This window comes from Streptomyces sp. NPDC002076 (assembly GCF_053593835.1).
Window position 1 is genome coordinate 235,543 of the sequence record NZ_JBSFDI010000011.1, and the last position, 25,032, is coordinate 260,574.

Below are 25,032 nucleotides of genomic sequence, written 5' to 3' on the forward strand. Positions count from 1 at the left end.
AGGCTACGTTGCGTGTGTGCGGGAGGCATCCTTTCTTGATCTTTCCGAGCGGGACGCGAAGGACGGTGTGGTGTCCGTGTGGCCCGCGTGGAAGGTGCGGGAGAACGGCGAGGCCACGTCTTGGTTCCATGTGCGGCTGGCCTTCCCGGACGGTGCTCAGGTCGACGCGCTCGCCGTCGTGCGCGAGGGCTGCGTGTCCATCGAGGACGTCAGGGCCCAGCCGGCCCTGTCCCTCGCCGATCTGACGGTGCTCGCGGACTGGATCGAGGGTCCGCTGTTCGAGTCGTGCGGGGTGGAGCGGTCGTACGAGGTCGACGGCGACGAGCACCCGGAGGAGCGGTGCGAACCGGAAGCCGACGCCGGGGCGGCGGCCGGTGCGCAGGAGGTCGCCGAGGCGGCGGCCGGTGTGGAGGAGGTCGTCGAGGCGGCGGCCGGTGTGGAGGAGGTCGTCGAGGCGGCGGCCGGTGTGGAGGAGGTCGTCGAGGCGGCGGCCGGTGAGGGGGAGGCCGCCGAGGAGGAGGGCGCGCTCTGTGTGGGTCCGCGGCGCGCCCGGCCGGTCTGGCCGCGCGGCATCGAGGGCCGTCGGCTGGTCGCACAGGAGTACCGGGCCGCACAGGAGGTGGGTGGTGACCCGGTGCTCGCCGTGATGAGCGCGACCGGACACAGCCGCCGCCGCTCGCTCAGGCTGATCGCCCAGGCACGGGACGCGGGATTCCTGACCCCCCGTCACGTGCGCCGCGACTGAGGCGAGTTGCCGTCATCGCAGCTCACGCGGCCGTCATGGACTGCTCGGCCGCTCCTCCGTCGCGAAGAACCGGGACAGATCCTGCGCTCGCGCCTCCCTGCCCTGCTCGCTCTCCGGCGGCACCCCGGACTCCCAGTCGAGCCCGTACCGCTGGAACAGTTCGGCCCGCAGCGCGGGGACGGGCATCGGCACCCCCGGCACCAGCGCCGAGTACACCGCGCCCATCAGCAGGGCGCGCAGCATCGGATAGTCGACGGCGACGTCCTGGGAGCCGTACCGGGCGACGGTGTCGCTGAGCAGTTCCGACAGCCGGCGCTGCTCCGGGCACTGCACGAAGCCCTCCGCCTGCAGCAGCCCCGCCATGTGCTGCCGCATCAGCACCGGCCGGTCGTGGGCCAGGCCCAGAATCGCGTCGATGGCGCGGGCGAGGCGCTCCCGGCCGTCCTCGGTGTGCGGTTCCCGCTCCAGCGCCTCCTCCAGTGTGCGGTGCATCAGCCGGTGCACGGCGGACTGCACCAGTTGGCGCTTGCCGGGGAAGTAGTACGACACCAGTCCGCGTGCCGAACCGGCGCGGTCCGCGATGTCGCCCAGGGTGGTGGCCTCGAAGCCGTGCTCGTCGACCAGTTCCACGGCGGCCTGCAACAGCCGCTCCCGGGAACGCCGCCGCAACTCTTCATTGACCGAGGCGCTGCGCGGGGACATCCTGTAACTCCTGCGTTGACTGGCTGCCAGCCAACTATACTCACCGCAGTGGGCACCGCCATGTGTGGGCCCTGTCCAGGGCTGCCGTCCGCCTGGGGCGACGCGGGGGATCGTCTCAGGCGGACGGCTTGGCAGCGAGCCCTTTCCATGGCGTGCTCGCGGTGCCCTCGGCACGCTGCCCGCACCACGCCTCCCCTCGATCTCGCACACCGTCCGCTGCCTCCCTAGAGTGGGCAGCGGTGCCGAGGTGAGGAGGCGGGTCGTCATGGATCAGGACCAGCGGATCCTGAGCAGGATCACGGAGATGGTCGAGGACGAGCGCAGACTCCGCGCGGCGCTGGCCTCGGGCCGGATCGACAGCTCCGTCGAGCAGCAGCGGCTGGGACAGCTGGAGCGCGAACTCGACCAGTGCTGGGACCTGTTGCGGCAGCGCCGTGCCAAGGCCGAGTTCGGCGAGAACCCGGACGAGGCGCGCGTGCGCCCCGCCACCCAGGTCGAGGACTACCAGGGCTGACCACGGCAGGGCCCGGCAGACCGCGCGGGGGGCAGCGCGTCGGCCCTCAGCCCGTCAGGTCCAGCACCGGCAGCAGCGCGTCGGGCCGGTCGGTCACCGGCAGGTGGTCGACGAAGTGCACCCGGCAGCCGAGCGCGGCCGCGCCGCCGTCGGCCTCCTTGCTGTCGCCCACCATGACCACCTGCCGGGGATCGGCGTCCAGCGCCGCACAGGCGACCGAGAACAGTCGCGGGTGGGGCTTCTGCACCCCGTGCTCGTACGACAGGACATACGTGTCCACATACCGGTCGAGGTCGTGCTCGCGGAACACCGGGCGCAGATCCCAGCCGATGTTGCTGACCACGCCCACGCCGATCCCACGCTCGTGCAGCGTGCGCAGCACCTCGGGGGCGTCCGGGTACGGGGACCAGGCGGCCGGCGCCTTGTGCCGTTCATACAGCGCGTCGTGCAGCCCGGGGTCGGGCAGCGGCACCCGCCGGGACAGGCCCGTGTAGGCGGCCCGGTGCAGCTCCGCGCTCTCGTCCCGCACCGCCCAGACTTCGGCCAGGTCAGCCGGCAGCTCCAGCGGATTCGCTCCGCCCGGCAGCGCACCCGCAGCCTCCAAGGCCCGTGCGGCCGCCTTCAGTTCAGGTTCGGGTAGGGTGTGCCCGGTCTCGGTCAGCACCGCACGCAGCCAGGACTCGGTGGACTCGACGCGGAACAGCGTTCCGGAAAAGTCGAACAACACGGCAGTCATGCACCTGACCCTATCCGCGGTGCCCAGCGGTTCGGGCGTGACCAGGCCATGGCCACTCGTACACGATCACGGCCGGGGGCCACCACCAACGCCCCGAACGGCCGGCCGCCCAGCACGTCCGAGAGCCGGCGCACGCCCAGCCATACCCGGGTCACGCCCACGCCCACCGACGAGACCACGGCCGCCGCCACGGCCGTACCCACCGGACGCGGCCACGCCGAAGCGGTGCGGCGGCCACACAGCAGGCCGTCGACGGCACCCTTCACCGACTGCTGCACCACCGCCGCCAGGGCCAGTACGGCGGTGGGTGCCGCCCACGGGCCGGCCGTGCCGAGGGCGTGGGCGTCCACGGTCGCGCGCGGAGCTGGAGCACCCGCGAGACCGCTCACCGTACGGTCCGCGCCACCGAAGTGACGCGGACAGGGCACCCGTACGGACCCGGCTCACATGGTCAGTAGCATCGCCACCATGCCGATCCCCATCGACAGCCGACAGGCGCGTGCCAGCTCCGGCCGGTCGCTCCAGCCGACCGCGCCGCCGCCGGCCCCGGCCACCGCGACGGCGGCCGGCACCAGACGGGCGCCGGCCAGCAGCACGTAACCCGCGAAGTACAGCAGCAGCAGGCTGGTCAGCAGCGGCACGCCCGAGCCGCCGTGCGCGTGATGGGCGCCGGGCGGAGCCGCGGCCATGACCACCGACATGTAGACCATCGCGGACGCGCCCACCAGGTGGTGCAGATGATGCGGGGCGGCGCGCGCGGCCCACAGCGCGCGCAGTGCCGCCGCACCGAACACGGCCGCGTACACCGGCCACGCCCACCTCGGTGGCGAGACCACCGCCGCCGGTACGGCCATCACGGCCATGCCGAAGCCCATCAGCGCCTCGCCACCCGCGGCCCTGCGCTGCTCCTCCACACGGCTGCGCATCCGCAGCAGGCAGTAGGCCCCTGTCGCCGCGCACAGGGCGACCAGCAGCCACGCTGCCGGTACCGGTCCGTGCACGCGCACCTCCCCGTTCGACGGTCGGTCGAGGGATGCGATGCCCACGCCGTGCGGAGCGCACGCAAGCGCATGGGTGTACACGGGGGAGCGTTCGGCGGAGCACGGTAGGTGAGCGAACTCCTGGGATCGCCTGAGGGCCGCCGCCAAGGAATTTTACGAGTAAAACATATGTTAAATTGATGGTATGAGCAGTGCGACCCTCCACCGACTTCCCTTCACCGGAGTGCTCCGCCTCGGGCGGCCTTCCGACATCTGGTTCAAGCCCGCGCTGAGCGTGGTCGCCGCGGTCGCGCCGCCCAACCTGATCCTGCTGGCGTTCGGCCGCCTCGACCTCGCGATGTACACGATGGCCGGGTCGCTGTGCGCGCTCTACGGCCACAACCGGCCCTACGCCGCCCGCGCCCGCGTCCTGGCCTGGGTGGTGCTCGGCATGGTCGGCGGCCTCGCGGTCTCCCTGCTCGCCGCGTCGTTCACGGGCGACGCCGTCGTCCTCGTCACCGTCGGCGCCGTGATGGCGGCCGTCCAGAAGGCCGTGAGCGACGCGACCCGGCTCGGACCGCCCGGAAACGTGGTCCTGACCTTCATCAGCTCCGCCTCGCTGTTCGCGCCGCAGGCCCTCGGCCAGGTGCCCGGACACGTGGGGCTGGCCCTCGCGGCCGGCGCCTGGGCCTGGCTGGTCGGCATGGCACCCGGGCTGCTCCGCCCGCACGGCCCCGAGCGCCGCGCCACCGCCCAGGCCTTGCACGCGGCCGCCGCCTACGCCGACACCCGTGGCACCGCCGACGGCCACGCCCGGGCCCGGGCCGCGAGCGCCGCCGCTGTCCACGCCGCCTGGCAGTCCCTGCTCGCCGCCGGTACCCGCCCCGACCGCACCCGGCGCGCTCTTGAACGGCTCCTCGTCCGCGCCGAGGTCGCCCTCGCCGCCCCCGCCGACGCCGACCCCGCACGGCTGCGCGCCTGGGCCCGTGAACTGCGCGGCACCGGGCGGATCCCGCGCGTCGATTCGCCGCGCGAGTCCGCCGACGAACTCCTCGGCCTCGACGCCGAACTCGCCCTGTCGCGACGGCCGTTGCGGCAGCGCCTGGCGCCCCTGGCCCCGATCGCCGCGCGCACCGCGATCGGCTGTGCGCTCGCCGGTTACGCCTCCCTCGCGCTCGGGGTGGGGCGTCCCTACTGGGCGCTGGTCACCGCCGCCTCCCTCTACCAGGCCAACGTCACCCTCACCTGGAGCCGGGGCGTCCAGCGGGTCGTCGGCAACGTGCTCGGCGTCCTCGTGTTCGCCGTCGTCGCCCCGCTCGCCCATCTCCACCCGGTCGCGCTGGTGCTGTGCTGCCTCGCCTTCAACTTCGGTGCCGAGGCGCTGATCGCGCGCAACTACTGGCTCGGCACCGTCTGCGTGACCCCGATGGCCCTGCTCATCACCGAGTTCGCACGCGCCCAGAACCCGGCCGAACTGATCACCGAGCGGGTCGCGGACACCCTGGTCGGCGCGCTGGTCGGCTTCGTCGCGGCCGTCGTCGTCACCAACCGGCGCGCGGGCGACCGCCTCGAACACGCCCTGACCACGGCGGAGCGCGCCCGCGAGCATGCCGCCCGGCTGCTGGCCGAGCCGCACCCGGCACCCCGTGCCCTGGAGCCGGCCCGCCGCAGCCTCGCCGCCGCCCTCGCCGACCTGCGCGCCACGGCCGACGCCGCGTCCGGCGAGTGGTGGCAGCGCGCCCTGCCCGAGGAGCGGATCGTGCTCGCCGAGCAGTCCGGACACCGTACGCTCGCGGCGACGGTACGACGGCAGGGGTTCGTGCCGCGGCACCAGAACCAGGATCCGGTCCCGGACCCCGGCAGGACGACGGAGGACATACGGCCATGACGGCGACGAACCGCGGACACGCGCCGGCGGACGGCACGGCCGACGCGGACCGCGCGGGCGACCACCGGCCGCCTGCCGAACCGCAGCCGGCGGTCGGTCGTGGTTCCGTGGGGGCGCGCCGGGGGAGTGGTGACGCCATGGCCGAGGCAGGTCGGGCTGGCGGTCCTCGGCGGTCCGTCGGCGCCGAATCGGCGGACGGTCGTGGTTCCGTCGGGGCGCGCCCAGGGAGCAGTGACGCCATGGCCGAAGCGGGCCCGGCTGGCGGTCACAGGCGGTCCGCCGACACGCAGCCGGCGGTCGGCCGTGGTTCCGTGGGGGCGCGCTCAGGGAGTGGTGACGCCATGGCCGAGGCAGGCCCGGCGGGCGGTCACCAGCGGTCCGCCGACACGCAACCGGCCGACGGCCGTGGTTCCGTCGGCGCGCGTCCACGGAGCGGTGACGCCACGGCCGAAGCGGGCCGGACGGGTGGCCACCAGTCCGTCGGAACGGACGCCGGCGGGGCCGTCGGGCCCGGCAGACCGGCAAGCGGCGCCGCCCCCGCCACGGTCACCGCCCCCGCCGCTCACCACGACACAGTCGCCGCCGTCGTGCGGCAGTGGCGGGTCGTTCGCCCGGAGCTGGACACCGGGCCCATGGAGATCATCGGCCGGATCAACCGGTGTGCCGCGCTGCTCCAGCAGGCCGAGGACGCGCCGCTGCGCCGGGCGGGCCTCAGCCGTCCCGAGTTCGACCTGCTGGGCGCGCTGCGCCGCACCGGCCACGAGCTGACCCCGGGCGAACTCGCCCGGGAGACCTTCTCCTCCGGGGCCGCCGTCACCAAGCGGCTCAAGCAGCTGACCGAACGGGGACTGGTCGAGCGGCGCGGCGACACCCGGGACCGCCGCGTGGCCCATGTCCGCCTCACCGACGCGGGCCGCGAGCTGGTCGACGGCATTCTGCCGGATCAACTCGCCTATGAAACAGCTGTGCTGAGTGTGCTGGCTCCCCAGGGGCAGGGCGAACTCGCCGATCTGCTCGCCGAGTTGCTCGCCCGTCTGGAGGGCCGGATGGGATCGCTCCGGACGTGAGCGAAGGCGAGGGAGGGCGAGCGCAGCGCCTCAGCCCTCCTCGCCGGCCTGGTGCACTCCGAACGCCGCGCCCTGCGGATCCCGCAGCACCGCGATGCGCGGGCCGTCGGGCACCGACACGGGCGCCAGGACGACGGCGCCGCCCGCCCGCTGCGCGACCTCGGCCGTCGCGTCCACGTCGTCCACCGCGAAGTAGGGCAACCAGTGCGGCGGCACCTCGGGCGGGAACCGGTCGCCCATGTCGGCCATGCCGCCGAAGTCGTCCCCGCCGATGCCCCACTGCGTGTACGCCTCCGAGGCGTTGACGCTCCAGCCGAACACCGTGGTGTAGAAGTCCCGGGCCCGCTCGGTGTCCCGGGTCGTCAGCTCCACCCAGCCGAGGGTGCCGGGCGCGTTGAACAGCCCGGCGCCGGGGAAAGACCGCGCCTGCCACAGCTGGAACGCCGCGCCGGCCGGATCGAGGGCCACCGCGAACCGGCCCACGTCGAACACGTCCATCGGGCCCAGGACCACCGTCCCACCGGCCTCCTCCACCCGCCGTGCCGCCGTGTCGGCGTCGGTCACCGCGAAGGAGACGTTCCACGCCACCGGCTGGGACTCCTGGTACAGCGGGGTGAGTGCGGCGACCGCCGCGTCCCCCAGGTGCGCCACCGTGTATCCGCCCGCTTCCTGCCGCGGGTCGGTCTCCGGCCGCCAGCCGAACAACTCGGTGTAGAACCGCTTGGCCCCCTCCAGATCGCTGGTCCCGAGCTCGGTCCAGCACGGTCCGCCGGTCACCGGCTTGTCGAACTTCATGGGGGTTCCTTCCGGCCGGGGCGGGCCTGCCGTGCCGCACAGAGCGCTCTCCCGGCACGCTAACCCCGGCTCCCCGCCCCGGCCATCCGGGACGGTCCCCGCGGGTGCGGAAATGGCTTGCCCGGGCGGAGCGGGGTGCGCGAGGGTTCCGGCCATGGAGACCGAGGACACCACGGCACCCTCGCTGGCCGAGGAGATCGCCGCGTACTACGGACGCGACCAGGAGGACGCCAGGCTGCGCACCGGCGCCGGACGGCTGGAGTTCTGGCGCACCCAGGACGTTCTGCGCAGGCTCCTGCCGCCGGCTCCGGCGCGGATCCTCGACGTGGGCGGCGGCAGCGGCATCCACGCGGAGTGGCTCGCCGCCGACGGCCACGACGTGGAACTCCTCGACCCGGTACCCCTGCACGTCGAGCGGGCGGCCCGGCTGCCCGGCGTCCGGGCCCGCCACGGCGACGCCCGGGCCCTCGACGCGCCGGACGCCTCCGTGGACGTCGCGCTGCTTCTCGGCCCCCTTTACCACCTGCCCGAGCGCCCGGAGCGGGTACGGGCGCTCGCCGAGGCGCGCCGGGTGGTGCGCCCGGGAGGGCTCGTGGTCGCCGCCACGATCAACCAGTTCGCACCGCTGCACGACAACCTGAGCACCGGGCTCTACTTCGACGCCGAGCGCCGGCCGCAGATCGAGGCCGCCGTCCGCGACGGCCTGATGAGTCCGACCGGTCGGCCGAAGTCCCTGTTCACCACGGCCTACTTCCACGACCCCGGCGACGTCCCCGCCGAGTTCGCGGACGCCGGCCTGACACCGCAGGCTCAGTACGGCCTCGAAGGCGCCGCCTGGCTCATGGGCGACGTCGCCTCCTGGCTCGACGATCCGGAGCGCCGGGTGCTGGTCCTGGCGGCGATGCGGCGGACCGAGTCCGTGCCCTCACTGCTGGGCATCAGCGGTCATGTGCTCACCGCGGGCGTCCGCCCCGAGCGCACGCCCCGACCCTAGACACCCGGCCGGTAGCGCATCGGATGGTCCTCCGGAACCTCCACCAGAGCGATGCGGATGCCGTCCGGGTCGGCGATCCACATCTCGACCAGGCCCCACGGCTCCTTCACCGGCGGCCGGACGATGTCCACGCCCTTGGTCTTCAGCTCCTCGTGCGCGGCCGTCACGTCGTCGACCTGGAACCACAGCCGGACCGCGGGCGACGGCGGCGCCTCGGACCGCCCGGAGACCTCCAGGAAGCCGCCGCCGAGGAAGTAGACGGTCCCCCGCTCGGGCCCCGTACCGAACTCGCGGTAGACGGACAGCCCCAGCTGCTCGCCGTAGAAGGTCCGGGAGCGCTCGGGGTCGGAGGGGGTGAGCAGGGTCCGGCTGCTGAGAACGTGCACCATGCAGGCGCAGCCTAGTGGCAGGGTTACCCTCGACCCTGGCTCAGCCACGCCCGAGATCGGAGAAGCGCTCCATGGACACCCCGGCCGCCGGCCCCACCTTCCGCGACGCCACCGACGCCGACGTCGACGCGCTGGTCGCGCTGATCGAGTCGGCCTACCGCGGGGACTCCAGCCGGGTCGGGTGGACCACCGAGGCGGACATCCTGCAGGGGCGGCGGACGGATCCCGAGGGCGTGCTGGAGGTCATCAAGTCGCCCGAGAGCAGGATGCTGACCGTGGAGCAGGACGGCCGGATCATCGGCTGCTGCCAGCTGGAACACCGTGGCGATCATGCCTACTTCGGCATGTTCGCGGTCAGCCCCACCCTGCAGGGCGCGGGTCTCGGCAAGACGGTCATGGCGGAGGCCGAACGCCAGGTCCGCGAGGCCTGGGGCGTCACCGAGATGCACATGACCGTGATCTCCGTGCGGGACGACCTGATCGCCTGGTACGAGCGCCGGGGCTACCGCCGTACGGGAAAGATGTCGCCCTTCCCGTACGGCGACGAGCGCTTCGGCATCCCGCAGCGCGACGACCTGCAGTTCGAGCTGCTGGTCAAGAAGCTCGGGTGACCGTCAGGCCGTGAACCGCCCCGTGCGCTTGATCTGCGGGAAGTCGGTCGTCGCGCCGTCCAGCTCCAGAGCGCGCACCAGCCGCAGATGATCCTGGGTGTTGACGACCCAGCCGATGATCCGCAGCCCGGACTTGCGCGCGTGCTCGACGATCTCCAGGGTGAGCCGGCGGATGTTGAGGCAGACGGTCGCCGCGCCCACGGCGACCGCACGGTCCACGATGTCCGTGCCGTAGCGGCTCCCGATCAGCGCCGTGCGCACACCCGGCACCAGCCGGGCGATCTCGGCGACCGCATCGTCGTGGAACGAGGACACCTCCACCCGCCCGACCAGGTCGCGCTCATGCATCACGGCCGCGAGCGCCCGGGCCGCCGCCACATCCTTGATCTCGGCCTGGAGCGGTGTGCGCACCGCGTCCAGGACCTCCTCGAACACCGGTACCCGCTCCCCGCGGCCGGCGTCCAGGGAGCGCAGCTCGGCCAGGGTCTTGTCGGCGATCGCCCCGGTGCCGTCGGTCGTACGGTCCACCTCTGCGTCGTGCATGACGACCAGGGCGCCGTCCTTGCTCAGGTGCAGATCGAGTTCGATCAGATCGAGGCCGGCGTCCTGCGCGGCGACGAAGGAACGAAGGGTGTTCTCGGGCTCGACACCCATGACCCCGCGGTGACCGATGGTAAGGAAGTTCAAGGTTCGACTCCGTTCCGTCGACGGCGGCTCGGCGCGCGCGGAACGGGCGGACTCCGTCGTCCGCGCGGGCAGAGTCGCAGCCTAACGGCCGGGCCCCGCGATGAACCCGCACGTGCATGAGGCATACGGGTGCGTGGCGGCCGTCAGCCGGCCGGTGCACGCCCCTGCCGTCACGCTGTCGTGGGCGAGTCTCCGCCCGTTGACCTACCGGACGGCTGCCGCGCGGGGGCGGGTGCTCGACGGAAGTGAGCGCTGTCACGGTTTACCGCAGGAAAAATGTCGGTGACCAAGCAGAAGGACAGAAAAATTTCCCGAGCTGCCTCTTGCTGGCTGAAACCGGGTATGCATACGGTGTCCCTACTTGAGCTTCTCCCGTGGAGGATGGGACATGACGGAAATTCTTGTGCAGGCGGGTGCGGAGGAACACATTCCTTCGTCGACCAGGGTGGTTGAGCACCCGGCCTGGCCCGTGCTCAAGGATGCCGTGGAGCAGATCCGGCCATGGCAGTCGAAGGACGGATCGATCGACTTCGAGGCCGAGGGCGCCCCGGCCAGGGCGGACGCCGAGGCCGTCGTACGGCGTGTCGTCGACGCGGTCGAGCAGCTGTCCCCGCTGCTCCCGCACGACGCTGCCTACCACCAGGCGCTGGTGAAGGATCTGCACCGCTGGGCCGAGGGCGGCTTCCAGGTGCCGGACTTCCTGGACTCCCTGCTCGCCTTCCAGCCCGCCGCGAACCGTGCGGACGGCCTGCAGCACCTGGTCGTCTTCCCGATGTACACGCAGAACGGCAACCTGGACCGCAACCTGGAGGCGGTCGTGCTGCGCATGGTCTGGCCCGACTGGCTGGCCGAGCTGGAGCGCACCCGCTACGACAACCCGCTGTTCTGCGGCATCACCTTCGAGGACTTCACGGCCGGCTACGACACCAACTCGGCCGTTCTCTTCCCGGAGACCATCGCCGTACGCGAGGCGCCGGAACGTTTCTCCTGGGGTGGCATCTTCTGTGACCGCGAGGCCGCCCGCTTCCGCCGGGTGACCGACGCCGCCGTCGGCATCCTCGGCCTTCAGCTGCCCGAGGACATCGCGGCGATGGTCCACGACCAGAAGCGCTGTGAAGAGGCCTTCGTGCTCTGGGACATGGTCCACGACCGCACCCACAGCCACGGCGACCTGCCGTTCGACCCGTTCATGATCAAGCAGCGCCAGCCGTTCTGGATGTACGGCCTGGAGGAGCTGCGCTGCGACCTCACCGCCTTCAAGGAGGCCGTGAAGCTGCAGGCGGACGGCGTCCCGCAGGCCCGTGACGTGCAGTACGCGGTGCTCTTCGACCGGATGTTCCGCTTCCCGGTCACCGGCGACCGCGTCCGCAACTACGACGGGCTCGGCGGCCAGCTGCTCTTCGCCTACCTGCACAAGCACGACGTCGTCCGCTGGACCGACAACAAGCTCTCCATCGACTGGGAGCGCGCCCCCCAGGTCACCAACCAGCTGTGCGCCGAGATCGAGCAGCTCTACAAGGACGGCATCGACCGCCCGAAGCTCGTGCACTGGTTCGCCGGCTACGAGCTGGTCGCCACCTACCTCGCCCCGCACCCCGGCTCCAAGTGGGCCAAGGGCCCGGACGCCCTGGATCTGACCCAGCCGCCGCGCAAGCTCGTGGACGACGTGCTTCCGGACGAGTTTCCGCTGAGCATGTTCTACGAGGCCCTGTCGAAGAAGCTGAAGAATGTGATCGCTTCCACCAAGGGCATCACGGCGGACAGCGCCGAGCGGATCGCCGCGTGAGCGACCGCCTCAACGAGAACACTGCTTCAGAGGGGAAGAACGTGGCGAACAACGGATCTCTCAGCGGTGCGGTGATCGCGGTGGCCGGCGCGGGCGGTCCCGCCGGACACGCGGCCCTGGTCCGGCTCGCCGAGGCCGGCGCGGTCGTGGTCGGCGCCGACAACAACCCCGAGCGCCTGGCGGAGGCCGTGGACGCAGCCCGCTACGCGCGCGGCGGTGCCACGGTCACCGGCGAGACGGTCGACCTGCTCGACCTGGACTCGACCCGTGCCTGGGCCGACCGCATCGAGAAGGAGCACGGCCGGATCGACGGTCTGGTCCACCTGGTCGGCGGCTGGCGCGGCAGCGCGACCTTCGCGGAGACGAGCGTCGCGGACTGGGACCTGCTGGAGAAGCTGCTGATCCGCACGGTGCAGCACACCTCCCTGGCCTTCTACGACGGCCTGCAGCGCAGCGACCGCGGCCGCTACCTGCTGATCAGCGCCGCCGGTGCGTCGAAGCCCACCGCGGGCAACGCGGCGTACTCCGCGGCCAAGGCCGCCGCCGAGGCGTGGACGCTGGCCATGGCCGACGGCTTCCGCAAGGCGGGGGGCGAGGCCGGTCCGCAGGCTGCTGCTGCCATCCTGGTGGTGAAGGCGCTGGTGCACGACGCGATGCGCGCCGAACGCCCCAACGCGAAGTTCGCGGGCTTCACGGACGTCAAGGACCTCGCCGAGGCCATCGAGGGCGTCTGGAGCAAGCCCGCCGCGGAAGTGAACGGAAACCGTCTGTGGCTGACCGAGAAGCCGTGAACCCTCCCAAGACCGACGCGCGTCGCCATCACGACCCCGAGGTCCGCGGTTTCGCCAGTGACAACTACGCCGGGGCCCACCCCGAGGTGCTGGCCGCCCTGGCCCTCGCCAACGGCGGCCACCAGGTGGCCTACGGCGAGGACGAGTACACCGAGAACCTCCAGCGGATCATCCGCAGCCACTTCGGGGCCACCGCGGAGGCCTTCCCGGTGTTCAACGGCACCGGCGCGAACGTGGTCGCGCTCCAGGCGGTCACCGACCGCTGGGGCGCGGTGATCTGCGCCGAGAGCGCCCACATCAACGTGGACGAGGGCGGCGCGCCCGAGCGTATGGGCGGCCTGAAGCTGCTCACCGTGCCCACGCCGGACGGCAAGCTCACGCCCGAGCTGATCGACCGGCAGGCCTGGGGCTGGGAGGACGAGCACCGTGCCATGCCGCAGGTCGTCTCGATCACCCAGAGCACGGAGCTCGGCACCCTCTACACGCCGGCCGAGATCCGCGCGATCTGCGAGCACGCCCATGCGCACGGCATGAAGGTGCACCTGGACGGCTCGCGGATCGCCAACGCGGCCGCCTCGCTGAACGTGCCCATGCGGACCTTCACGAGCGCGGTCGGGGTCGACATCCTCTCGCTGGGCGGGACCAAGAACGGCGCCGTCTTCGGCGAGGCCGTCGTGGTCCTCAACCAGGACGCGGTGCGGCGGATGAAGCACCTGCGGAAGCTGTCGATGCAGCTGGCCTCCAAGATGCGTTTCGTCTCGGTGCAGTTGGAGGCGCTGCTGGCGAAAGACCTGTGGCTGCGCAACGCCCGGCACGCCAACGAGATGGCCCAGCGGCTCGCCGAGGGCGTGCGCGCGGTGCACGGCGTGGAGATCCTCTACCCGGTGCAGGCCAACGGCGTCTTCGCGCGGCTCCCGCACGACGTCTCCGAGCGCCTGCAGAAGCGCTTCCGCTTCTACTTCTGGGACGAGGCCGCCGGAGTGGTGCGCTGGATGTGCTCCTTCGACACCACCGAGGAGGACGTCGACACCTTCGTGGCCGCGCTCAAGGAGGAGATGGCGCGCTAGTCGTCAATATGCATAGGTATGCGGTCGCTCGAAAAGTCATTGACTGTCGGTCGATCGCGTTCCTATGCTCTGCGGGCATGGAGCTGATCCAGAACACCGCCGATCTGTCTGCGTACTTGGCCGCTGACGAGGTCATCGACCAGCACCATCCCGTGGTCCGGGAGACGGCCGAGAGGCTGGCCGCCGGGGCGGCCGATTCGTATGCCTATGCGCGCGCCGCCTATGAATTCGTCCGGGACACCATCCCGCACTCCCAGGACTCCGGGGACCTGCGCGTCACCTGGCGCGCCTCCGACGTGCTCGCCCTGGGCACCGGCATCTGCTACGCCAAGGCCCATGCGCTGGCCGCGCTGCTGCGTGCAGAGGACATCCCCACGGCCCTCTGCTATCAGAGGCTGACGGACGACGAGGGCGGCCACGCCGTGCACGGCCTGGTCGCCGTCCGCTTCCACGGCGCCTGGCACCGGCAGGACCCGCGCGGCAACAAGCCTGGCGTGGACGCCCAGTTCTCCCTGGACGGCGAACGCCTGGCCTGGATCCCCGACCCCGCGGCAGGTGAGCTGGACTATCCGGTCCTGTACGCCGAACCGCACCCGGTCGTCCTCGACGTCCTGAAGGCGGCCCCCGACCGGCCGTACCTGTGGAAGACGCTCCCTGACGCACTGTGAAGCCAAGGGACGACCGTCGCTGGAGCGAAGACGGGGCGGCTCCGCCGACGGCCGGGTGCTCGGCGGCAAGCGGTCGGCGAGACTTCGAGTGTCGCTCACCCGAAATCGACGGCTCTGCAGCCCCGGAGGGACGCGGGGAACTGCCCGTCAGCCCCTACCGGCCGGCATCCGAAGAAGCCGCCGAAGCTCCCCAGGCCCTTCGCCGAAGGCGCCGCAGGTCACCGCGCGTCGGCCGCCCGCAGCTGCTCCATAGTCGGTGCCGTGCCCCCCAGATGGGCCGGCAGCCACCAGGAGTCCGTGGAGTCCTTGGGGCGGCCCGGGTAGGCTCGCTGCGCGGCCTCCAGCAGTTCCTGGACGCCCTCGCGCAGCCGGCGGGTGATGGCACCCGCGTACTGGTCGCGGGGTGCCTCGACCGCCTCGCCGACGCGGATGGTGACGGGCAGGTGGCTGCGCCTGAAGTTGCGCGGGTGGCCCTTCGTCCACAGCCGCTGGGTGCCCCACACCGCCATCGGGATCAGCGGGACACCGGCGTCCTGGGCGAGCCGGGCCGCACCGGACTTGAAGCTCTTCAGCGTGAACGACTGCGAGATGGTGGCCTCCGGGAAGACCCCGACCACCTCACCGGAGCGCAGCGAGTCCAGCGCGTGCGCGTAAGCCTCCTCGCCCTGCTTGCGGTCCACCGGGATGTGCTTCATGCCGCGCATCAGCGGACCGGAGATGCGGTGTCGGAAGACGGACTCCTTCGCCATGAAGCGCACCAGGCGCTTCTGCGGCAGGGCCGCCAGGCCGTTGAAGATGAAGTCCAGATAGCTGATGTGATTGCTCACCAGCACGGCGCCGCCCGAGCGCGGGATGTTCTCCGACCCCTGGCAGTCGATCTTCAGGTCCCAGACCTTGAACATCGTCTTGGCGAATCCGATGACGGGGCGGTAGACCAGTTCTGCCATGGGCGGGACGGACCCTTTCTGCTCTGCTCGGGAAAGGGGGCTCCCGGCGGGAAAGTTACGCAGCCGTAGGTTTACGGCGTCTCGCAGATCGTGCCCGAAGAACGGACGGGTAGCCAGCCCTGGTGCCCGGCGGCGGCGAGATTCTCGTCACGTCGGCCTACATCCCACCTTGGATCTTTAAGGGCCTTTTACTCCGCCCGTACGGTGGCCCTCTTCAGAAGCAGGAACATCTCGCACCCCAGGCAGTAGCCGAACGCCGCGTTCAGGAAAGCGGCGGCGAGCGCCGCGCCGGTCGCGGCCAGTCCCAGCCACTGCGGTCCCACCGTGAACCCGACGAGACCGAGTCCCGCGAACACCAGACCCACGGCCTGCGCGAACCGCGGCGGCTCCGGCGCCTCGAACTCCGTGGGCGGGGCGAGCCGCGGCCGTACCGCCGTACGGAACGCCCAGCCGTACGGCGAACGCTGCACGCCCGCGGCCGCGCCCACCGCGAACACCAGCGTCTGCCAGCCCAGTACCCAGGAGTTCTGCAGGATCAGTGCCACGGCCAGAACGGCCGTCGTCACGGCCGCTCCGAAGCGCGGCCCCCTCACGTCGATGTCCATGAATCCAGCATTCCGCAACGGAAACCGCGACGGGAGGCGGGAATCCTTGCAGTCTGATGAATGCTTGTGCAGATGATGACCGGAGCGATGGTGTGCGTGGCGGTGCTCGTCGTGGCGAGCGCCTTCGGAGTGCTGCACAAGCGGCGGAGCGGGAGAGTACGGGTGCGCGGGCGGGACGAGGACAAGCGGCTGGGCGCCGTCGAGTTGGGTGGCGACCTCGGCGAGCGGGCCACGCTGGTCCAGTTCTCCAGCGCCTTCTGCGCACCCTGCCGGGCCACCCGGCGTGTCCTCGGCGAGGTCGCCGGAATGGTCCCCGGGGTGACTCACATCGAGATCGACGCCGAGGCCCGTCTGGACCTCGTACGCGAACTGGAGATCCTGAAGACGCCTACCGTGCTGGTCCTCGACGCCGACGGACGGGTCGTACGGCGTGCCACGGGACAGCCCCGCAAGGCCGACGTCATCGCGGCACTGGGCGAGGCTGTGTGAGGGGCCCTCAGGATACGGTGAAGGGCCCTCAGGGCACGGTGCGGGGTCTTCCGCATCCCGGACCGTGCTTGACTGGGCGCACCAACTATCGTCAGCCTGACCGTATGCCGACCGAACTCCTTCTCCACGGGCGGGTCCATGTCGACCTCGCCCACACCGCGAGCGCCATCTGTCCGGGCTGTTGAGACCCGACGGCCCAACTCGCGAACTCCAGCAGAAGGACAACTCCATGACGGCCTCGCCCGACCTCGGCACTGTTCAGCTCGCCTCGCCCGACCTGTTGCGCTCCACCTTCCGCCGGCACGCCGCCGGTGTGGCGGTGATCACCGCGCGTGGTGCCTCCGGCCCGGTCGGCTTCACCGCCACCTCCCTCACCTCGGTCTCCGCCGAGCCCCCGCTCGTCTCCTTCGGCATCGGCACGGGCGCCTCCAGCTGGCCCGTGATAGGCGAGACGGACCACATCGGCGTCCACATACTCGGCGAGCACCAGAGCGAGCTCGCCGCCACCTTCGCCCGCAGCGGCGCCGACCGCTTCGGCGCGCCCACCGCCTGGCGCGAGGGCCCGGAAGGCGTACCGGTGCTCGATGACGTGCTCGCCTGGCTGGTCTGCCGGATCGTCGACCGGGTCCCGGCCGGTGATCACCGGATCGTGCTCGCCGAGGTCGTCCTGGGTGATCCCACGGGCGAGGGCCGCCCGCTCCTCTACCACCAGGGCCGTTTCAACGGTCTGCGGGATTGATCACGTCCGCCTCGCCTGCGAAGCCGTCGAGTTCCGGTTACGCTGCGTTGCGAAGGTCACAGTTCAAAGCGCTTGCTTAGCGGGCATGAACTGGATGTACTGACGAGTAATATTTCGGTCGGAGCGCGCGGACGCCCCGACCGGGATCGGCCGCTTGAGGCGCCTATGCTGCGTGCAAGAGGCAGCCCGGAAATGACGATGCAGTAGGAGAGCCGGCGTGAGCTTGAGGATCGTTGTCACTGTGAAGTACGTGCCCGACGCCACTGGCGACCGGCACTTCGCCGATGACCTGACCGTCGACCGCGACGACGTGGACGGTCTGCTCTCCGAGCTGGACGAGTACGCGGTCGAGCAGGCCCTCCAGATCGCGGAGAACGCGGACGACGCCGAGGTCACCGTCCTGACCATCGGCCCCGAGGACGCCAAGGACGCGCTCCGCAAGGCCCTGTCCATGGGTGCCGACAAGGCCATCCACGTCGAGGACGACGACCTGCACGGCACCGACGCCATCGGCACCTCCCTGGTCCTGGCCAAGGCGATCGAGAAGGCCGGCTTCGACCTGGTCGTCTCCGGCATGGCCTCCACCGACGGCACCATGGGCGTCGTACCGGCGCTGGTCGCCGAGCGTCTCGGTGTCCCGCAGGTCACCCTGCTGTCCGAGGTCTCCGTCGAGGACGGCGTCGTGAAGGGCCGCCGTGACGGCGACGCCGCCTCCGAGCAGCTTCAGGCCTCGCTTCCGGCGGTCGTCTCCGTGACCGACCAGTCGGGCGAGGCGCGTTACCCGTCCTTCAAGGGCATCATGGCCGCCAAGAAGAAGCCGGTGGAGTCCTGGGACCTGTCCGACCTGGACATCGAGGCCGAAGAGGTCGGCCTGGACGGCGCGTTCACCACGGTCGAGGCCGCGAACGAGCGCCCGGCGCGCACGGCCGGCACCATCGTCAAGGACGAGGGCGAGGGCGGCAAGCAGCTCGCTGAGTTCCTCGCGAGCCAGAAGTTCATCTAAGGGCTCGCCCCCGCTGACCGCCCCTCACCTTCCGTTTTCGCAGGAGAGCATTCCCATGGCTGAAGTCCTCGTCTACGTCGACCACGTGGACGGTGCCGTCCGCAAGCCCACCCTCGAGCTGCTGACCCTGGCCCGCCGCATCGGCGAGCCCGTCGCCGTCGCGCTGGGCAACGGCGCCGCCGACACCGCCGCCACGCTCGCCGAGCACGGCGCGACCCGCGTTCTCACCCACGACGCCTCCGAGTACGCCGACTACCTGGTCGTGCCGAAGGTGGACGCCCTGCAGGCCGCCCACGAGGCCGTCTCCCCGGCCGCCGTGCTGGTCCCGTCCTCCGCCGAGGGCAAGGAGATCGCCGCCCGTCTGGCGCTGCGCATCGGCTCCGGCATCATCACCGACGCCATCGACCTGGAGGCCGGCGACGAGGGCCCGGTGGCCACCCAGTCGGTCTTCGCCGCGTCCTTCACCACCAAGTCGCGTGTCATCAAGGGCACCCCGGTCATCACGGTCAAGCCGAACTCGGCCGCCGTCGAGGCCGCCCCGGCCGAGGGTGCGGTCGAGGCCCTGGCCGTGACCTTCTCGGACCAGGCCACCGGCACCAAGGTCACCGCTCGCACCCCGCGCGAGTCCACGGGCCGCCCGGAGCTGACCGAGGCCGCGATCGTGGTCTCCGGCGGGCGTGGTGTCAACGGCGCAGAGAACTTCGCGATCATCGAGGCGCTCGCCGACTCCCTCGGCGCGGCCGTCGGTGCCTCGCGTGCCGCCGTCGACGCCGGCTGGTACCCGCACACCAACCAGGTCGGCCAGACCGGTAAGTCGGTCTCGCCGCAGCTGTACATCGCCAACGGCATCTCCGGCGCCATCCAGCACCGTGCCGGTATGCAGACCTCCAAGACGATCGTGGCCGTCAACAAGGACGCCGAGGCCCCGATCTTCGAGCTGGTCGACTACGGCGTCGTCGGCGACCTCTTCGACGTCGTCCCGCAGCTGACCGAGGAGATCAAGGCCCGCAAGGGCTGAGCCTCACCCAGGCACGTCCGAGGCCCCGGTGACCGACGCGGTCACCGGGGCCTCGGTGCATCCTGGTGACGATCCGCCGGACCCCGACCACGGTCCGGACGAGGTGTTGACCAGCGAGAACCACCCGGATAACTTCATTCTACGGATTGTTGATTCCGTACAGCGGAAAATTGGAGGGTGTGGGATGGGTCAGCAGGAGAAGGTGGCGACGAGCCTCGCGGGCGCCGTGAGCGAGGAGATCAGCGCCTCCCTCGCGCCGGTGGACGCGGAGCTGGAGCGCCGCTACCCCGGGGACCCCGGCACCCGGCAGCCCGTCCACACCGTCTACGTCCCCGGTGACGCCTTCGCCGCCGACACCATCCGCTCCTGGGGCGATCAGGCCCTCGCCGCCCTCGACGAACACGCCCCCGACGCCGCCTCCTTCGCGGCCGTCCTGGGCCTCTCGGACGAGCTGGCCGAGCCGGTCCACTCCCGCGTCCGCGCCAAGTTGGAACGCGAGCCGATCGAAGACCTGCGCGTCGACTTCGAGGACGGCTACGGTCCCCGCCCCGACGCCGAGGAGGACGAGGATGCGGCCCGCGCGGCCCGGCTGATCGCGGAGGCGTACGCGAACGGCACGGCGGCGCCGTACATGGGCATCCGCATGAAGTGCATGGAGGCGGCGGTACGCGACCGGGGCATCCGCACCCTCGACGTGTTCCTCACCGGTCTCGTCGAGTCGGGCGGCGTGCCCGAGGGCTTGGTCCTCACCCTGCCCAAGGTGACGTACCCGGAGCAGGTCGGCGCGTTCGTGCGGCTGCTGGAGGCCTTCGAGAAGGTGCACGGCCTGGACGCCGGGCGGCTGGGCTTCGAGATCCAGATCGAGACCAGCCAGTCCATCCTCGCCACCGACGGCACCGCCACCGTCGCCCGGATGATCCAGGCCGCCGAGGGCCGCGCCACCGGCCTGCACTACGGCACCTTCGACTACAGCGCCTGCCTCGGCGTCTCCGCCGCCTACCAGGCCAGCGACCACCCGGCCGCCGACCACGCCAAGGCGGTCATGCAGGTCGCGGCGGCGGGCACCGGGGTGCGCGTCTCCGACGGCTCGACCAACGTCCTGCCCGTCGGCCCGACCGAGAAGGTCCACGATGCCTGGCGGCTGCACTACGGCCTCACCCGACGGGCTCTGGCCCGCGCCTACTACCAGGGCTGGGACATGCACCCCGGCCACATCCCGACCCGCTACGCCGCCGTCTTCGCCTTCTACCGCGAGGGCTTCGAGCAGGCCGCCGGCCGCCTCGCCCGCTACGCCAACCGGGCCGGCGGCGACGTCATGGACGAGCCCGCCACCGCCAAGGCCCTCAGCGGCTATCTGCTGCGCGGCCTGGACTGCGGCGCCCTCGACATCGCCGAGGTTGCCCGCCTCACCGGCCTGACCCGCGCCGACCTGGAAGGCTTCGCCGCTCCCCGCCGGGGCGACCTGACGGCCTCCGCCAAGTAACGGCAGCGAACCGGTCCCAGCCCTCGGGCGGGCACCGCCGCCCCGTACCCTGGACGCCACGCATCGACCAGGCGGACAGGACGGCGGACGACAGAGGAACGGGGCGGCGGGTGTCTTCGGGGGAGCAGGGGCCGGAGGAGTACGGGCGCACGGACCACGGTGCCGGCCGGCTGCTGGCCGGGCGCTACCGCGTCACCGCGCGGCTCGGCCGCGGCGGCATGGGCGTGGTCTGGCGGGCGGTGGACGAGGTCCTCGGTCGCGAGGTCGCCGTCAAGGAGCTGCGCACCTACACCGACACGGCCGGACCGGAACTGTCCGAGCTGCGCTTGCGCATGCAACGCGAGGCCCGAGCCGCCGCTCGGGTCCGCCACCCCGGTGTCGTCGCCGTGCACGACGTCACCGAGGTCGACGGACGCCCACTGATCGTCATGGAACTGATCGACGGGCCCTCCCTCGACGACGTCCTGCGCGAGCACGGCACCCTCGACCCGTACGAGGCGGCGCGCATCGGCGCGGCGGTGACGGACGCCCTGGCCGCCGCCCACCGCGCCGGTGTCCTGCACCGTGACGTCAAGCCCGGCAACATCCTCCTGGACCGCTCCGGCCGGGTCGTCCTGACCGACTTCGGCATCGCCACCATGGACGACCCCGGCGACGGCTCGGCCACCCGCCTCACCCGCAGCGGCGAACTGGTCGGTTCCCTCGACTACCTGGCCCCCGAGCGCGCCCAGGGCGTCGAGCCGGGCCCGCCCGCCGATGTGTGGGCCGTGGGTGCCACCCTCTACGCGGCCGTCGAGGGCGCCTCGCCCTTCCGCCGTACGTCGACCTACTCGACGCTCACCGCGATCGTCTCCGAGCCCCTGCCCGAGCCCCGCCGGGCGGGTCCGCTGGCGCCGGTCCTGCGGCGCCTGATGGACAAGCGCCCGGATGCCCGGCCGGACGCCGAGGAGGCCCGCGAGGCGCTGCGCGAGGCGGCTCGGGCGCGGACCCCGGACGTCCCGACGACCACCCTGCGCCCGACGCCGCCCCGGGCTTCCGAACCGACGGTGGGCGGCGCGCCGTCCGTACCGCCGGGCTTCGGTCCGGTACGGCCGGGCCCGGCCGGGCAGACGTCCGCCTCCGGCCCGGCTCTCCGGGCCGGAGCGCCCACGCGTCCGCTGCCGTCGCACGCAGAAGGCGCGCCGCCTGCCCATTCGCCCGGCGGCCCCACCGGGGCCATGAGCACGGCGACCGGCTCGCCCCGCCGCAAGGGCCGCGCTCTGCTCGCCGCCGCTGCCGTCGCCGTCGTCCTTGCCGGAGCCGGGGTGACCATCGCCCTCGTGCGCGACCAGGGGGCGCCGAGGACCGACTCCGCATCGGCCGCGTCCCGCTCCGGAACCGCGACCAAGAAGCGCGCCGGCACCGCGTCCACACGGCCGTCGCGTGGGGACGGGAAGAAGAGCGCCGAGCCCACCGGGACGGGGAGCGGCGCGGGTGACGGCAAGCCGTCCTCGCATGCCTCCGCCTCGGCCTCCGCCACGGCGCCGGACAAGACCGCCCCGACCGCCGCCTGCCGGTCCACCGGCGGCGGCAAGTACGACTGCCAGGTCTGGCGCGCCGCCCAGTCCTACACGGCTTCCGGCACCCAGGCGGGGACCCTGAAAGCGGGCACCGACTACTTCTACTGCCAGGCGAATCTGGGCCGCCGGGAGACCTACGGCCGGTGGACGAACGTGTGGTGGGCGAAGACCGACGACGACAGCAGCAACACCGGCGTCTACGTCAGCGACGTCTACCTCAAGGGCGGGAACAACGACGCACCGGTGCCCGGGCTCCCGTTCTGCTGAGCCTCGGCGTACGGCTCGAAGCCCGGCTCCGTCACCCACTTCTGTTCGGCGAACACTCCGAACAGCTCGCGTCGTCGATCACCTCCAGCGATGTCCACGTCGAGCCCGGACACCCGCGACCGCACCATCGGCACGTGGAGTCGATCCCGAACTCGGCCATTTTGTGCCGAAGTTGGCCGGGACAGGCCGCTAGGCCGAGTTTTGCCGGGGTGCGGCCGGTCACGGGCGGCTCAGTCGGCCGGCGGTAGCTCGCCCGAGCCGCGCGTGATCAGCCGGGTGGGCAGTTCGATGCGCTCCGGTGCGACGAGGCCGCTGTCCAGCTGACGGAACAGGCGCTCGGCGGCGGTACGGCCCAGGGCGGCCGCGTCCTGGGCGACGACCGTGACGCCCGGCTGGAGCAGATCGGCCAGCTCGATGTCGTCGAAGCCGACCAGGGCGACCCGACGGGACTGCTCGGCCAGCACCCGGATCACGGTGACCGTCACCCGGTTGTTGCCCGCGAAGATCGCGGTGACGGGGGCGGGACCGGAGAGCATCTCCTCCGCCGCCCGGCGCACCCGCTCCGGATTCGTCTGTCCGAGGGACATCCAGGCCTCCTCGACCGGTATCCCCGCGTCCTCCATGGCCGCCCGGTAGCCGCGCAGCCGCTCGGCGGCGGTGTGGATGCGCGGCATGTCGCCGATGAAGCCGATCCGGCGGTGGCCGTGGGCGATGAGATGGGCGACGCCGTCCCGGGCACCGCCGTAGTTGTCGGAGAGGACCACGTCGGCGTCGATGCGCCCGGCCGGACGGTCCACGAACACGGTCGCCACGCCCGCCCTGATCTCCGGTTCGAGATAGCGGTGGTCGTCCCCGGCCGGGATCACCACGAGACCGTCCACCCGCCGTGCGCACAGGGCCAGCGCCAGCTCCTGCTCGCGCTCCGGGTCCTCGGCGCTGGAGCCGTTGATCAGCAGGGCGCCGTGGGCCCGGGCCACCTCCTCGACGGCGCGGCTGAGCGGGCCGTAGAAGGGGTCGGCGAGGTCCTCCAGGACCAGCCCGATGCTCGCCGTACGGCCCTTGCGCAGTACCCGGGCGCTGTCGTTGCGGCGGAAGCCCAGCGCGTCGATCGCCTCCTGCACCCGGCGCTCGGTGTCCGGGGTGACACCGGGCTCGCCGTTGACCACCCGGGAGACCGTCTTCAGGCCGACCCCGGCCCGTGCCGCCACGTCCTTCATGGTCGGACGGTTGCCGTAACGGGTGCCGGAAAGGCTGTCTGTGCGGCGGGTGGTCTCGGGCACGATGCGGCGTCCTGTCCTGTCGTCCGTCTTGTCGTCCGGTCACGGAGCCGGTGCGTCCGGGGTGGTGCGCCGGTGTGCACGGGGTCGTGCACCCCGGGTGATGCGCCGATCCGTGGATTGTATGAGGATGTGGCGTCGAGCATAGAGCCTGGACAACGTTGTCAGATGCGCGAGAGACTGTCCACTGCTGTCTGTCGGCCTGCGCCCCACGTGTGACCGGCCTGCGTGTCTTTGGTTCTCAAGCTTCAACGGGGAGATCTGACTCTGATGCACACCGACCTCGTGGCGGCCCTGGACATCGGCGGCACCAAGATCGCCGGCGCGCTGGTGGACGGCGACGGACGGATACTGGCGCGGGCCCAGCGCGGCACGCCCGCCCAGCAGGACGGCGAAACAGTCATGCGGGCCGTCGAGGAGGTCCTCGGCGACCTCGCCGGGTCGCCGCTGTGGGAACGCGCCGACACCGTCGGCATCGGCAGCGCCGGCCCGGTGGACGCGTCGGCGGGCACGGTCAGTCCGGTGAACGTGCCGGGCTGGCGGGACTTCCCGCTGGTCGAGCGGGTGCGCGCGGCCACCGGCGGACTGCCGGTCGAGCTGATCGGCGACGGCGTCGCGATCACGGCGGCCGAGCACTGGCAGGGCGCCGCCCGCGGCCACGACAACGCGCTGTGCATGGTCGTGTCGACCGGCGTCGGGGGCGGCCTGGTCCTGAACGGCCGGCTGCACCCCGGGCCGACCGGCAACGCCGGGCACATCGGCCACATCACCGTCGACCTCGACGGCGACCCGTGCCCGTGCGGCTCGCGCGGCTGCGTGGAGCGGATCGCGAGCGGCCCGAACATCGCCCGCCGCGCCCTGGACCGGGGCTGGCGTCCCGGCCTGGACGGCGACACCTCGGCCGCCGCCGTGGCCGCCGCCGCCCGCGAGGGCGACCCGGTCGCGGTGGCCTCCTTCGAGCGTGCGGCACAGGCGCTGGCCGCCGGCATCGCGGCCACCGCGACCCTGGTCGAGATCGACATCGCCGTGATCGGCGGCGGCGTCGGCAAGGCGGGCGACATCCTCTTCACCCCCCTGCGCAAGGCACTCGGCGACTACGCCACGCTGTCCTTCGTCCAGCGCCTGCGGGTCGTGCCCGCGCAGATGGGCACGGACGCGGGGCTGGTCGGCGCGGCGGCCGCGGCGCTGGCTCGGCGGCCGGACGCTACGGCGGGGGTTTGAGCGG

At 72.1% G+C, this 25,032-nt stretch carries 27 protein-coding genes; 17 read left to right on the plus strand and 10 right to left on the minus strand.

The window, feature by feature from the left end; translation table 11 throughout:
- Positions 1-76: 76 nt before the first annotated feature.
- Positions 77-745 (plus strand): DUF6214 family protein, encoded by a 669-nt coding sequence (locus ACWCQS_RS24215; RefSeq protein WP_451006459.1) that lies wholly within the window; start codon positions 77-79, stop codon positions 743-745.
- Between the two features lie 33 nt (positions 746-778).
- Here ACWCQS_RS24215 and ACWCQS_RS24220 read toward each other — a convergent pair whose 3' ends face one another.
- Positions 779-1,447: a TetR/AcrR family transcriptional regulator gene (locus ACWCQS_RS24220; protein WP_451006371.1), complete on the minus strand. Its 669-nt coding sequence runs from the start codon at positions 1,445-1,447 to the stop codon at positions 779-781.
- 265 nt (positions 1,448-1,712) lie between these two features.
- Here ACWCQS_RS24220 and ACWCQS_RS24225 point away from each other — a divergent pair, with 265 nt between their 5' ends.
- On the plus strand, positions 1,713-1,961 hold the full coding sequence (locus ACWCQS_RS24225) for a DUF2630 family protein (protein ID WP_451006372.1): 249 nt from the start codon (positions 1,713-1,715) through the stop codon (positions 1,959-1,961).
- A gap of 46 nt (positions 1,962-2,007) precedes the next feature.
- Here the strand turns inward: ACWCQS_RS24225 and ACWCQS_RS24230 are convergent, their stop codons facing one another.
- From ACWCQS_RS24230 to ACWCQS_RS24240, 3 genes are read right to left on the minus strand one after another with little or no spacing between them, the layout of a single operon-like run.
- Positions 2,008-2,697, minus strand: coding sequence for an HAD family hydrolase (locus ACWCQS_RS24230; protein WP_451006373.1), 690 nt, complete (start codon positions 2,695-2,697; stop codon positions 2,008-2,010).
- Positions 2,694-3,086: a hypothetical protein gene (locus ACWCQS_RS24235; RefSeq protein ID WP_451006374.1), complete on the minus strand. Its 393-nt coding sequence runs from the start codon at positions 3,084-3,086 to the stop codon at positions 2,694-2,696. Before ACWCQS_RS24235 ends, ACWCQS_RS24230 begins: the two co-directional genes overlap by 4 nt.
- Positions 3,087-3,140: 54 nt before the next feature.
- On the minus strand, positions 3,141-3,698 hold the full coding sequence (locus tag ACWCQS_RS24240) for a DUF5134 domain-containing protein (RefSeq protein ID WP_451006375.1): 558 nt from the start codon (positions 3,696-3,698) through the stop codon (positions 3,141-3,143).
- Between the two features lie 184 nt (positions 3,699-3,882).
- On the opposite strand from ACWCQS_RS24240, the gene ACWCQS_RS24245 reads away from it, so the two are divergent.
- Together ACWCQS_RS24245 and ACWCQS_RS24250 are read left to right on the plus strand one after the other, a co-directional pair.
- Positions 3,883-5,565, plus strand: a complete 1,683-nt coding sequence (locus ACWCQS_RS24245; protein ID WP_451006376.1) for an FUSC family protein — start codon at positions 3,883-3,885, stop codon at positions 5,563-5,565.
- A gap of 587 nt (positions 5,566-6,152) precedes the next feature.
- Positions 6,153-6,632: a MarR family winged helix-turn-helix transcriptional regulator gene (locus ACWCQS_RS24250; RefSeq protein WP_451006460.1), complete on the plus strand. Its 480-nt coding sequence runs from the start codon at positions 6,153-6,155 to the stop codon at positions 6,630-6,632.
- Positions 6,633-6,662: 30 nt separating this feature from the next.
- Here ACWCQS_RS24250 and ACWCQS_RS24255 read toward each other — a convergent pair whose 3' ends face one another.
- Positions 6,663-7,427: a VOC family protein gene (locus ACWCQS_RS24255; protein ID WP_451006377.1), complete on the minus strand. Its 765-nt coding sequence runs from the start codon at positions 7,425-7,427 to the stop codon at positions 6,663-6,665.
- 154 nt (positions 7,428-7,581) lie between these two features.
- Between ACWCQS_RS24255 and ACWCQS_RS24260 the strand changes: the two genes are divergently transcribed.
- Positions 7,582-8,421 (plus strand): class I SAM-dependent methyltransferase, encoded by an 840-nt coding sequence (locus tag ACWCQS_RS24260; RefSeq protein ID WP_451006378.1) that lies wholly within the window; start codon positions 7,582-7,584, stop codon positions 8,419-8,421.
- Here the strand turns inward: ACWCQS_RS24260 and ACWCQS_RS24265 are convergent.
- On the minus strand, positions 8,418-8,810 hold the full coding sequence (locus ACWCQS_RS24265; protein WP_451006379.1) for a VOC family protein: 393 nt from the start codon (positions 8,808-8,810) through the stop codon (positions 8,418-8,420). The genes ACWCQS_RS24260 and ACWCQS_RS24265 overlap by 4 nt on opposite strands.
- A gap of 71 nt (positions 8,811-8,881) precedes the next feature.
- Here ACWCQS_RS24265 and ACWCQS_RS24270 point away from each other — a divergent pair, with 71 nt between their 5' ends.
- Positions 8,882-9,421: a GNAT family N-acetyltransferase gene (locus ACWCQS_RS24270; RefSeq protein WP_451006380.1), complete on the plus strand. Its 540-nt coding sequence runs from the start codon at positions 8,882-8,884 to the stop codon at positions 9,419-9,421.
- Between the two features lie 3 nt (positions 9,422-9,424).
- Here ACWCQS_RS24270 and ACWCQS_RS24275 read toward each other — a convergent pair whose 3' ends face one another.
- Positions 9,425-10,108: a glycerophosphodiester phosphodiesterase gene (locus ACWCQS_RS24275; protein ID WP_451006381.1), complete on the minus strand. Its 684-nt coding sequence runs from the start codon at positions 10,106-10,108 to the stop codon at positions 9,425-9,427.
- Between the two features lie 388 nt (positions 10,109-10,496).
- Here ACWCQS_RS24275 and ACWCQS_RS24280 point away from each other — a divergent pair, with 388 nt between their 5' ends.
- The 4 genes from ACWCQS_RS24280 (at position 10,497) to ACWCQS_RS24295 (ending at position 14,420) form a co-directional block, all read left to right on the plus strand.
- The gene (locus ACWCQS_RS24280) at positions 10,497-11,894 is read left to right on the plus strand and encodes a DUF6421 family protein (protein WP_451006382.1); all 1,398 of its coding nucleotides are present in this window, start codon (positions 10,497-10,499) and stop codon (positions 11,892-11,894) included.
- Positions 11,891-12,685 carry an SDR family NAD(P)-dependent oxidoreductase gene (locus ACWCQS_RS24285; RefSeq protein ID WP_451006383.1) on the plus strand — a complete coding sequence of 265 codons (795 nt, stop codon included), beginning with the start codon at positions 11,891-11,893 and terminating at the stop codon, positions 12,683-12,685. The genes ACWCQS_RS24280 and ACWCQS_RS24285 overlap by 4 nt, the downstream gene beginning before the upstream one ends.
- Positions 12,682-13,752 (plus strand): threonine aldolase family protein, encoded by a 1,071-nt coding sequence (locus tag ACWCQS_RS24290; RefSeq protein WP_451006384.1) that lies wholly within the window; start codon positions 12,682-12,684, stop codon positions 13,750-13,752. The genes ACWCQS_RS24285 and ACWCQS_RS24290 overlap by 4 nt, the downstream gene beginning before the upstream one ends.
- A 77-nt stretch (positions 13,753-13,829) precedes the next feature.
- Positions 13,830-14,420, plus strand: a complete 591-nt coding sequence (locus ACWCQS_RS24295; RefSeq protein WP_451006385.1) for a transglutaminase domain-containing protein — start codon at positions 13,830-13,832, stop codon at positions 14,418-14,420.
- A gap of 218 nt (positions 14,421-14,638) precedes the next feature.
- On the opposite strand, the gene ACWCQS_RS24300 is transcribed toward ACWCQS_RS24295, so the two are convergent.
- Together ACWCQS_RS24300 and ACWCQS_RS24305 are read right to left on the minus strand one after the other, a co-directional pair.
- Positions 14,639-15,367 (minus strand): lysophospholipid acyltransferase family protein, encoded by a 729-nt coding sequence (locus ACWCQS_RS24300; RefSeq protein WP_451006386.1) that lies wholly within the window; start codon positions 15,365-15,367, stop codon positions 14,639-14,641.
- Between the two features lie 188 nt (positions 15,368-15,555).
- Positions 15,556-15,972, minus strand: coding sequence for a DUF4395 domain-containing protein (locus ACWCQS_RS24305; RefSeq protein ID WP_451006387.1), 417 nt, complete (start codon positions 15,970-15,972; stop codon positions 15,556-15,558).
- Between the two features lie 75 nt (positions 15,973-16,047).
- Here ACWCQS_RS24305 and ACWCQS_RS24310 point away from each other — a divergent pair, with 75 nt between their 5' ends.
- From ACWCQS_RS24310 to ACWCQS_RS24335, 6 genes are all read left to right on the plus strand, one after another.
- On the plus strand, positions 16,048-16,461 hold the full coding sequence (locus ACWCQS_RS24310; RefSeq protein ID WP_451006461.1) for a TlpA family protein disulfide reductase: 414 nt from the start codon (positions 16,048-16,050) through the stop codon (positions 16,459-16,461).
- 229 nt (positions 16,462-16,690) lie between these two features.
- The gene (locus tag ACWCQS_RS24315; protein ID WP_451006388.1) at positions 16,691-17,200 is read left to right on the plus strand and encodes a flavin reductase family protein; all 510 of its coding nucleotides are present in this window, start codon (positions 16,691-16,693) and stop codon (positions 17,198-17,200) included.
- Positions 17,201-17,417: 217 nt separating this feature from the next.
- On the plus strand, positions 17,418-18,203 hold the full coding sequence (locus ACWCQS_RS24320) for an electron transfer flavoprotein subunit beta/FixA family protein (protein ID WP_451006389.1): 786 nt from the start codon (positions 17,418-17,420) through the stop codon (positions 18,201-18,203).
- Between the two features lie 55 nt (positions 18,204-18,258).
- Positions 18,259-19,221 (plus strand): electron transfer flavoprotein subunit alpha/FixB family protein, encoded by a 963-nt coding sequence (locus ACWCQS_RS24325; RefSeq protein ID WP_451006390.1) that lies wholly within the window; start codon positions 18,259-18,261, stop codon positions 19,219-19,221.
- Positions 19,222-19,405: 184 nt separating this feature from the next.
- Positions 19,406-20,704, plus strand: a complete 1,299-nt coding sequence (locus ACWCQS_RS24330; protein ID WP_451006391.1) for a DUF6986 family protein — start codon at positions 19,406-19,408, stop codon at positions 20,702-20,704.
- A 110-nt stretch (positions 20,705-20,814) separates the two neighbouring features.
- Positions 20,815-22,530, plus strand: coding sequence for a protein kinase domain-containing protein (locus tag ACWCQS_RS24335; RefSeq protein WP_451006392.1), 1,716 nt, complete (start codon positions 20,815-20,817; stop codon positions 22,528-22,530).
- A 230-nt stretch (positions 22,531-22,760) separates the two neighbouring features.
- Here ACWCQS_RS24335 and ACWCQS_RS24340 read toward each other — a convergent pair whose 3' ends face one another.
- A complete protein-coding gene (locus ACWCQS_RS24340) occupies positions 22,761-23,810 on the minus strand; it encodes a LacI family DNA-binding transcriptional regulator (RefSeq protein ID WP_388629024.1) in 1,050 nt (349 codons plus the stop codon).
- Positions 23,811-24,077: 267 nt separating this feature from the next.
- On the opposite strand from ACWCQS_RS24340, the gene ACWCQS_RS24345 reads away from it, so the two are divergent.
- Positions 24,078-25,028 (plus strand): ROK family protein, encoded by a 951-nt coding sequence (locus tag ACWCQS_RS24345; RefSeq protein WP_451006393.1) that lies wholly within the window; start codon positions 24,078-24,080, stop codon positions 25,026-25,028.
- The last annotated feature ends 4 nt before the right edge of the window (positions 25,029-25,032 follow it).

Excerpts from the sequence above, each read along its gene's own strand:
- ACWCQS_RS24220 (WP_451006371.1), bottom strand. The coding sequence starts at position 1,447 with ATGTCCCCGCGCAGCGCCTCGGTCAATGAAGAGTTGCGGCGGCGTTCC.
- ACWCQS_RS24225 (WP_451006372.1), top strand. The coding sequence starts at position 1,713 with ATGGATCAGGACCAGCGGATCCTGAGCAGGATCACGGAGATGGTCGAG.
- ACWCQS_RS24230 (WP_451006373.1), bottom strand. The coding sequence starts at position 2,697 with ATGACTGCCGTGTTGTTCGACTTTTCCGGAACGCTGTTCCGCGTCGAG.
- ACWCQS_RS24245 (WP_451006376.1), top strand. The coding sequence starts at position 3,883 with ATGAGCAGTGCGACCCTCCACCGACTTCCCTTCACCGGAGTGCTCCGC.
- ACWCQS_RS24255 (WP_451006377.1), bottom strand. The coding sequence starts at position 7,427 with ATGAAGTTCGACAAGCCGGTGACCGGCGGACCGTGCTGGACCGAGCTC.
- ACWCQS_RS24260 (WP_451006378.1), top strand. The coding sequence starts at position 7,582 with ATGGAGACCGAGGACACCACGGCACCCTCGCTGGCCGAGGAGATCGCC.
- ACWCQS_RS24265 (WP_451006379.1), bottom strand. The coding sequence starts at position 8,810 with ATGGTGCACGTTCTCAGCAGCCGGACCCTGCTCACCCCCTCCGACCCC.
- ACWCQS_RS24270 (WP_451006380.1), top strand. The coding sequence starts at position 8,882 with ATGGACACCCCGGCCGCCGGCCCCACCTTCCGCGACGCCACCGACGCC.
- ACWCQS_RS24280 (WP_451006382.1), top strand. The coding sequence starts at position 10,497 with ATGACGGAAATTCTTGTGCAGGCGGGTGCGGAGGAACACATTCCTTCG.
- ACWCQS_RS24295 (WP_451006385.1), top strand. The coding sequence starts at position 13,830 with ATGGAGCTGATCCAGAACACCGCCGATCTGTCTGCGTACTTGGCCGCT.
- ACWCQS_RS24300 (WP_451006386.1), bottom strand. The coding sequence starts at position 15,367 with ATGGCAGAACTGGTCTACCGCCCCGTCATCGGATTCGCCAAGACGATG.
- ACWCQS_RS24305 (WP_451006387.1), bottom strand. The coding sequence starts at position 15,972 with ATGGACATCGACGTGAGGGGGCCGCGCTTCGGAGCGGCCGTGACGACG.
- ACWCQS_RS24310 (WP_451006461.1), top strand. The coding sequence starts at position 16,048 with ATGACCGGAGCGATGGTGTGCGTGGCGGTGCTCGTCGTGGCGAGCGCC.
- ACWCQS_RS24315 (WP_451006388.1), top strand. The coding sequence starts at position 16,691 with ATGACGGCCTCGCCCGACCTCGGCACTGTTCAGCTCGCCTCGCCCGAC.
- ACWCQS_RS24325 (WP_451006390.1), top strand. The coding sequence starts at position 18,259 with ATGGCTGAAGTCCTCGTCTACGTCGACCACGTGGACGGTGCCGTCCGC.
- ACWCQS_RS24330 (WP_451006391.1), top strand. The coding sequence starts at position 19,406 with ATGGGTCAGCAGGAGAAGGTGGCGACGAGCCTCGCGGGCGCCGTGAGC.
- ACWCQS_RS24345 (WP_451006393.1), top strand. The coding sequence starts at position 24,078 with ATGCACACCGACCTCGTGGCGGCCCTGGACATCGGCGGCACCAAGATC.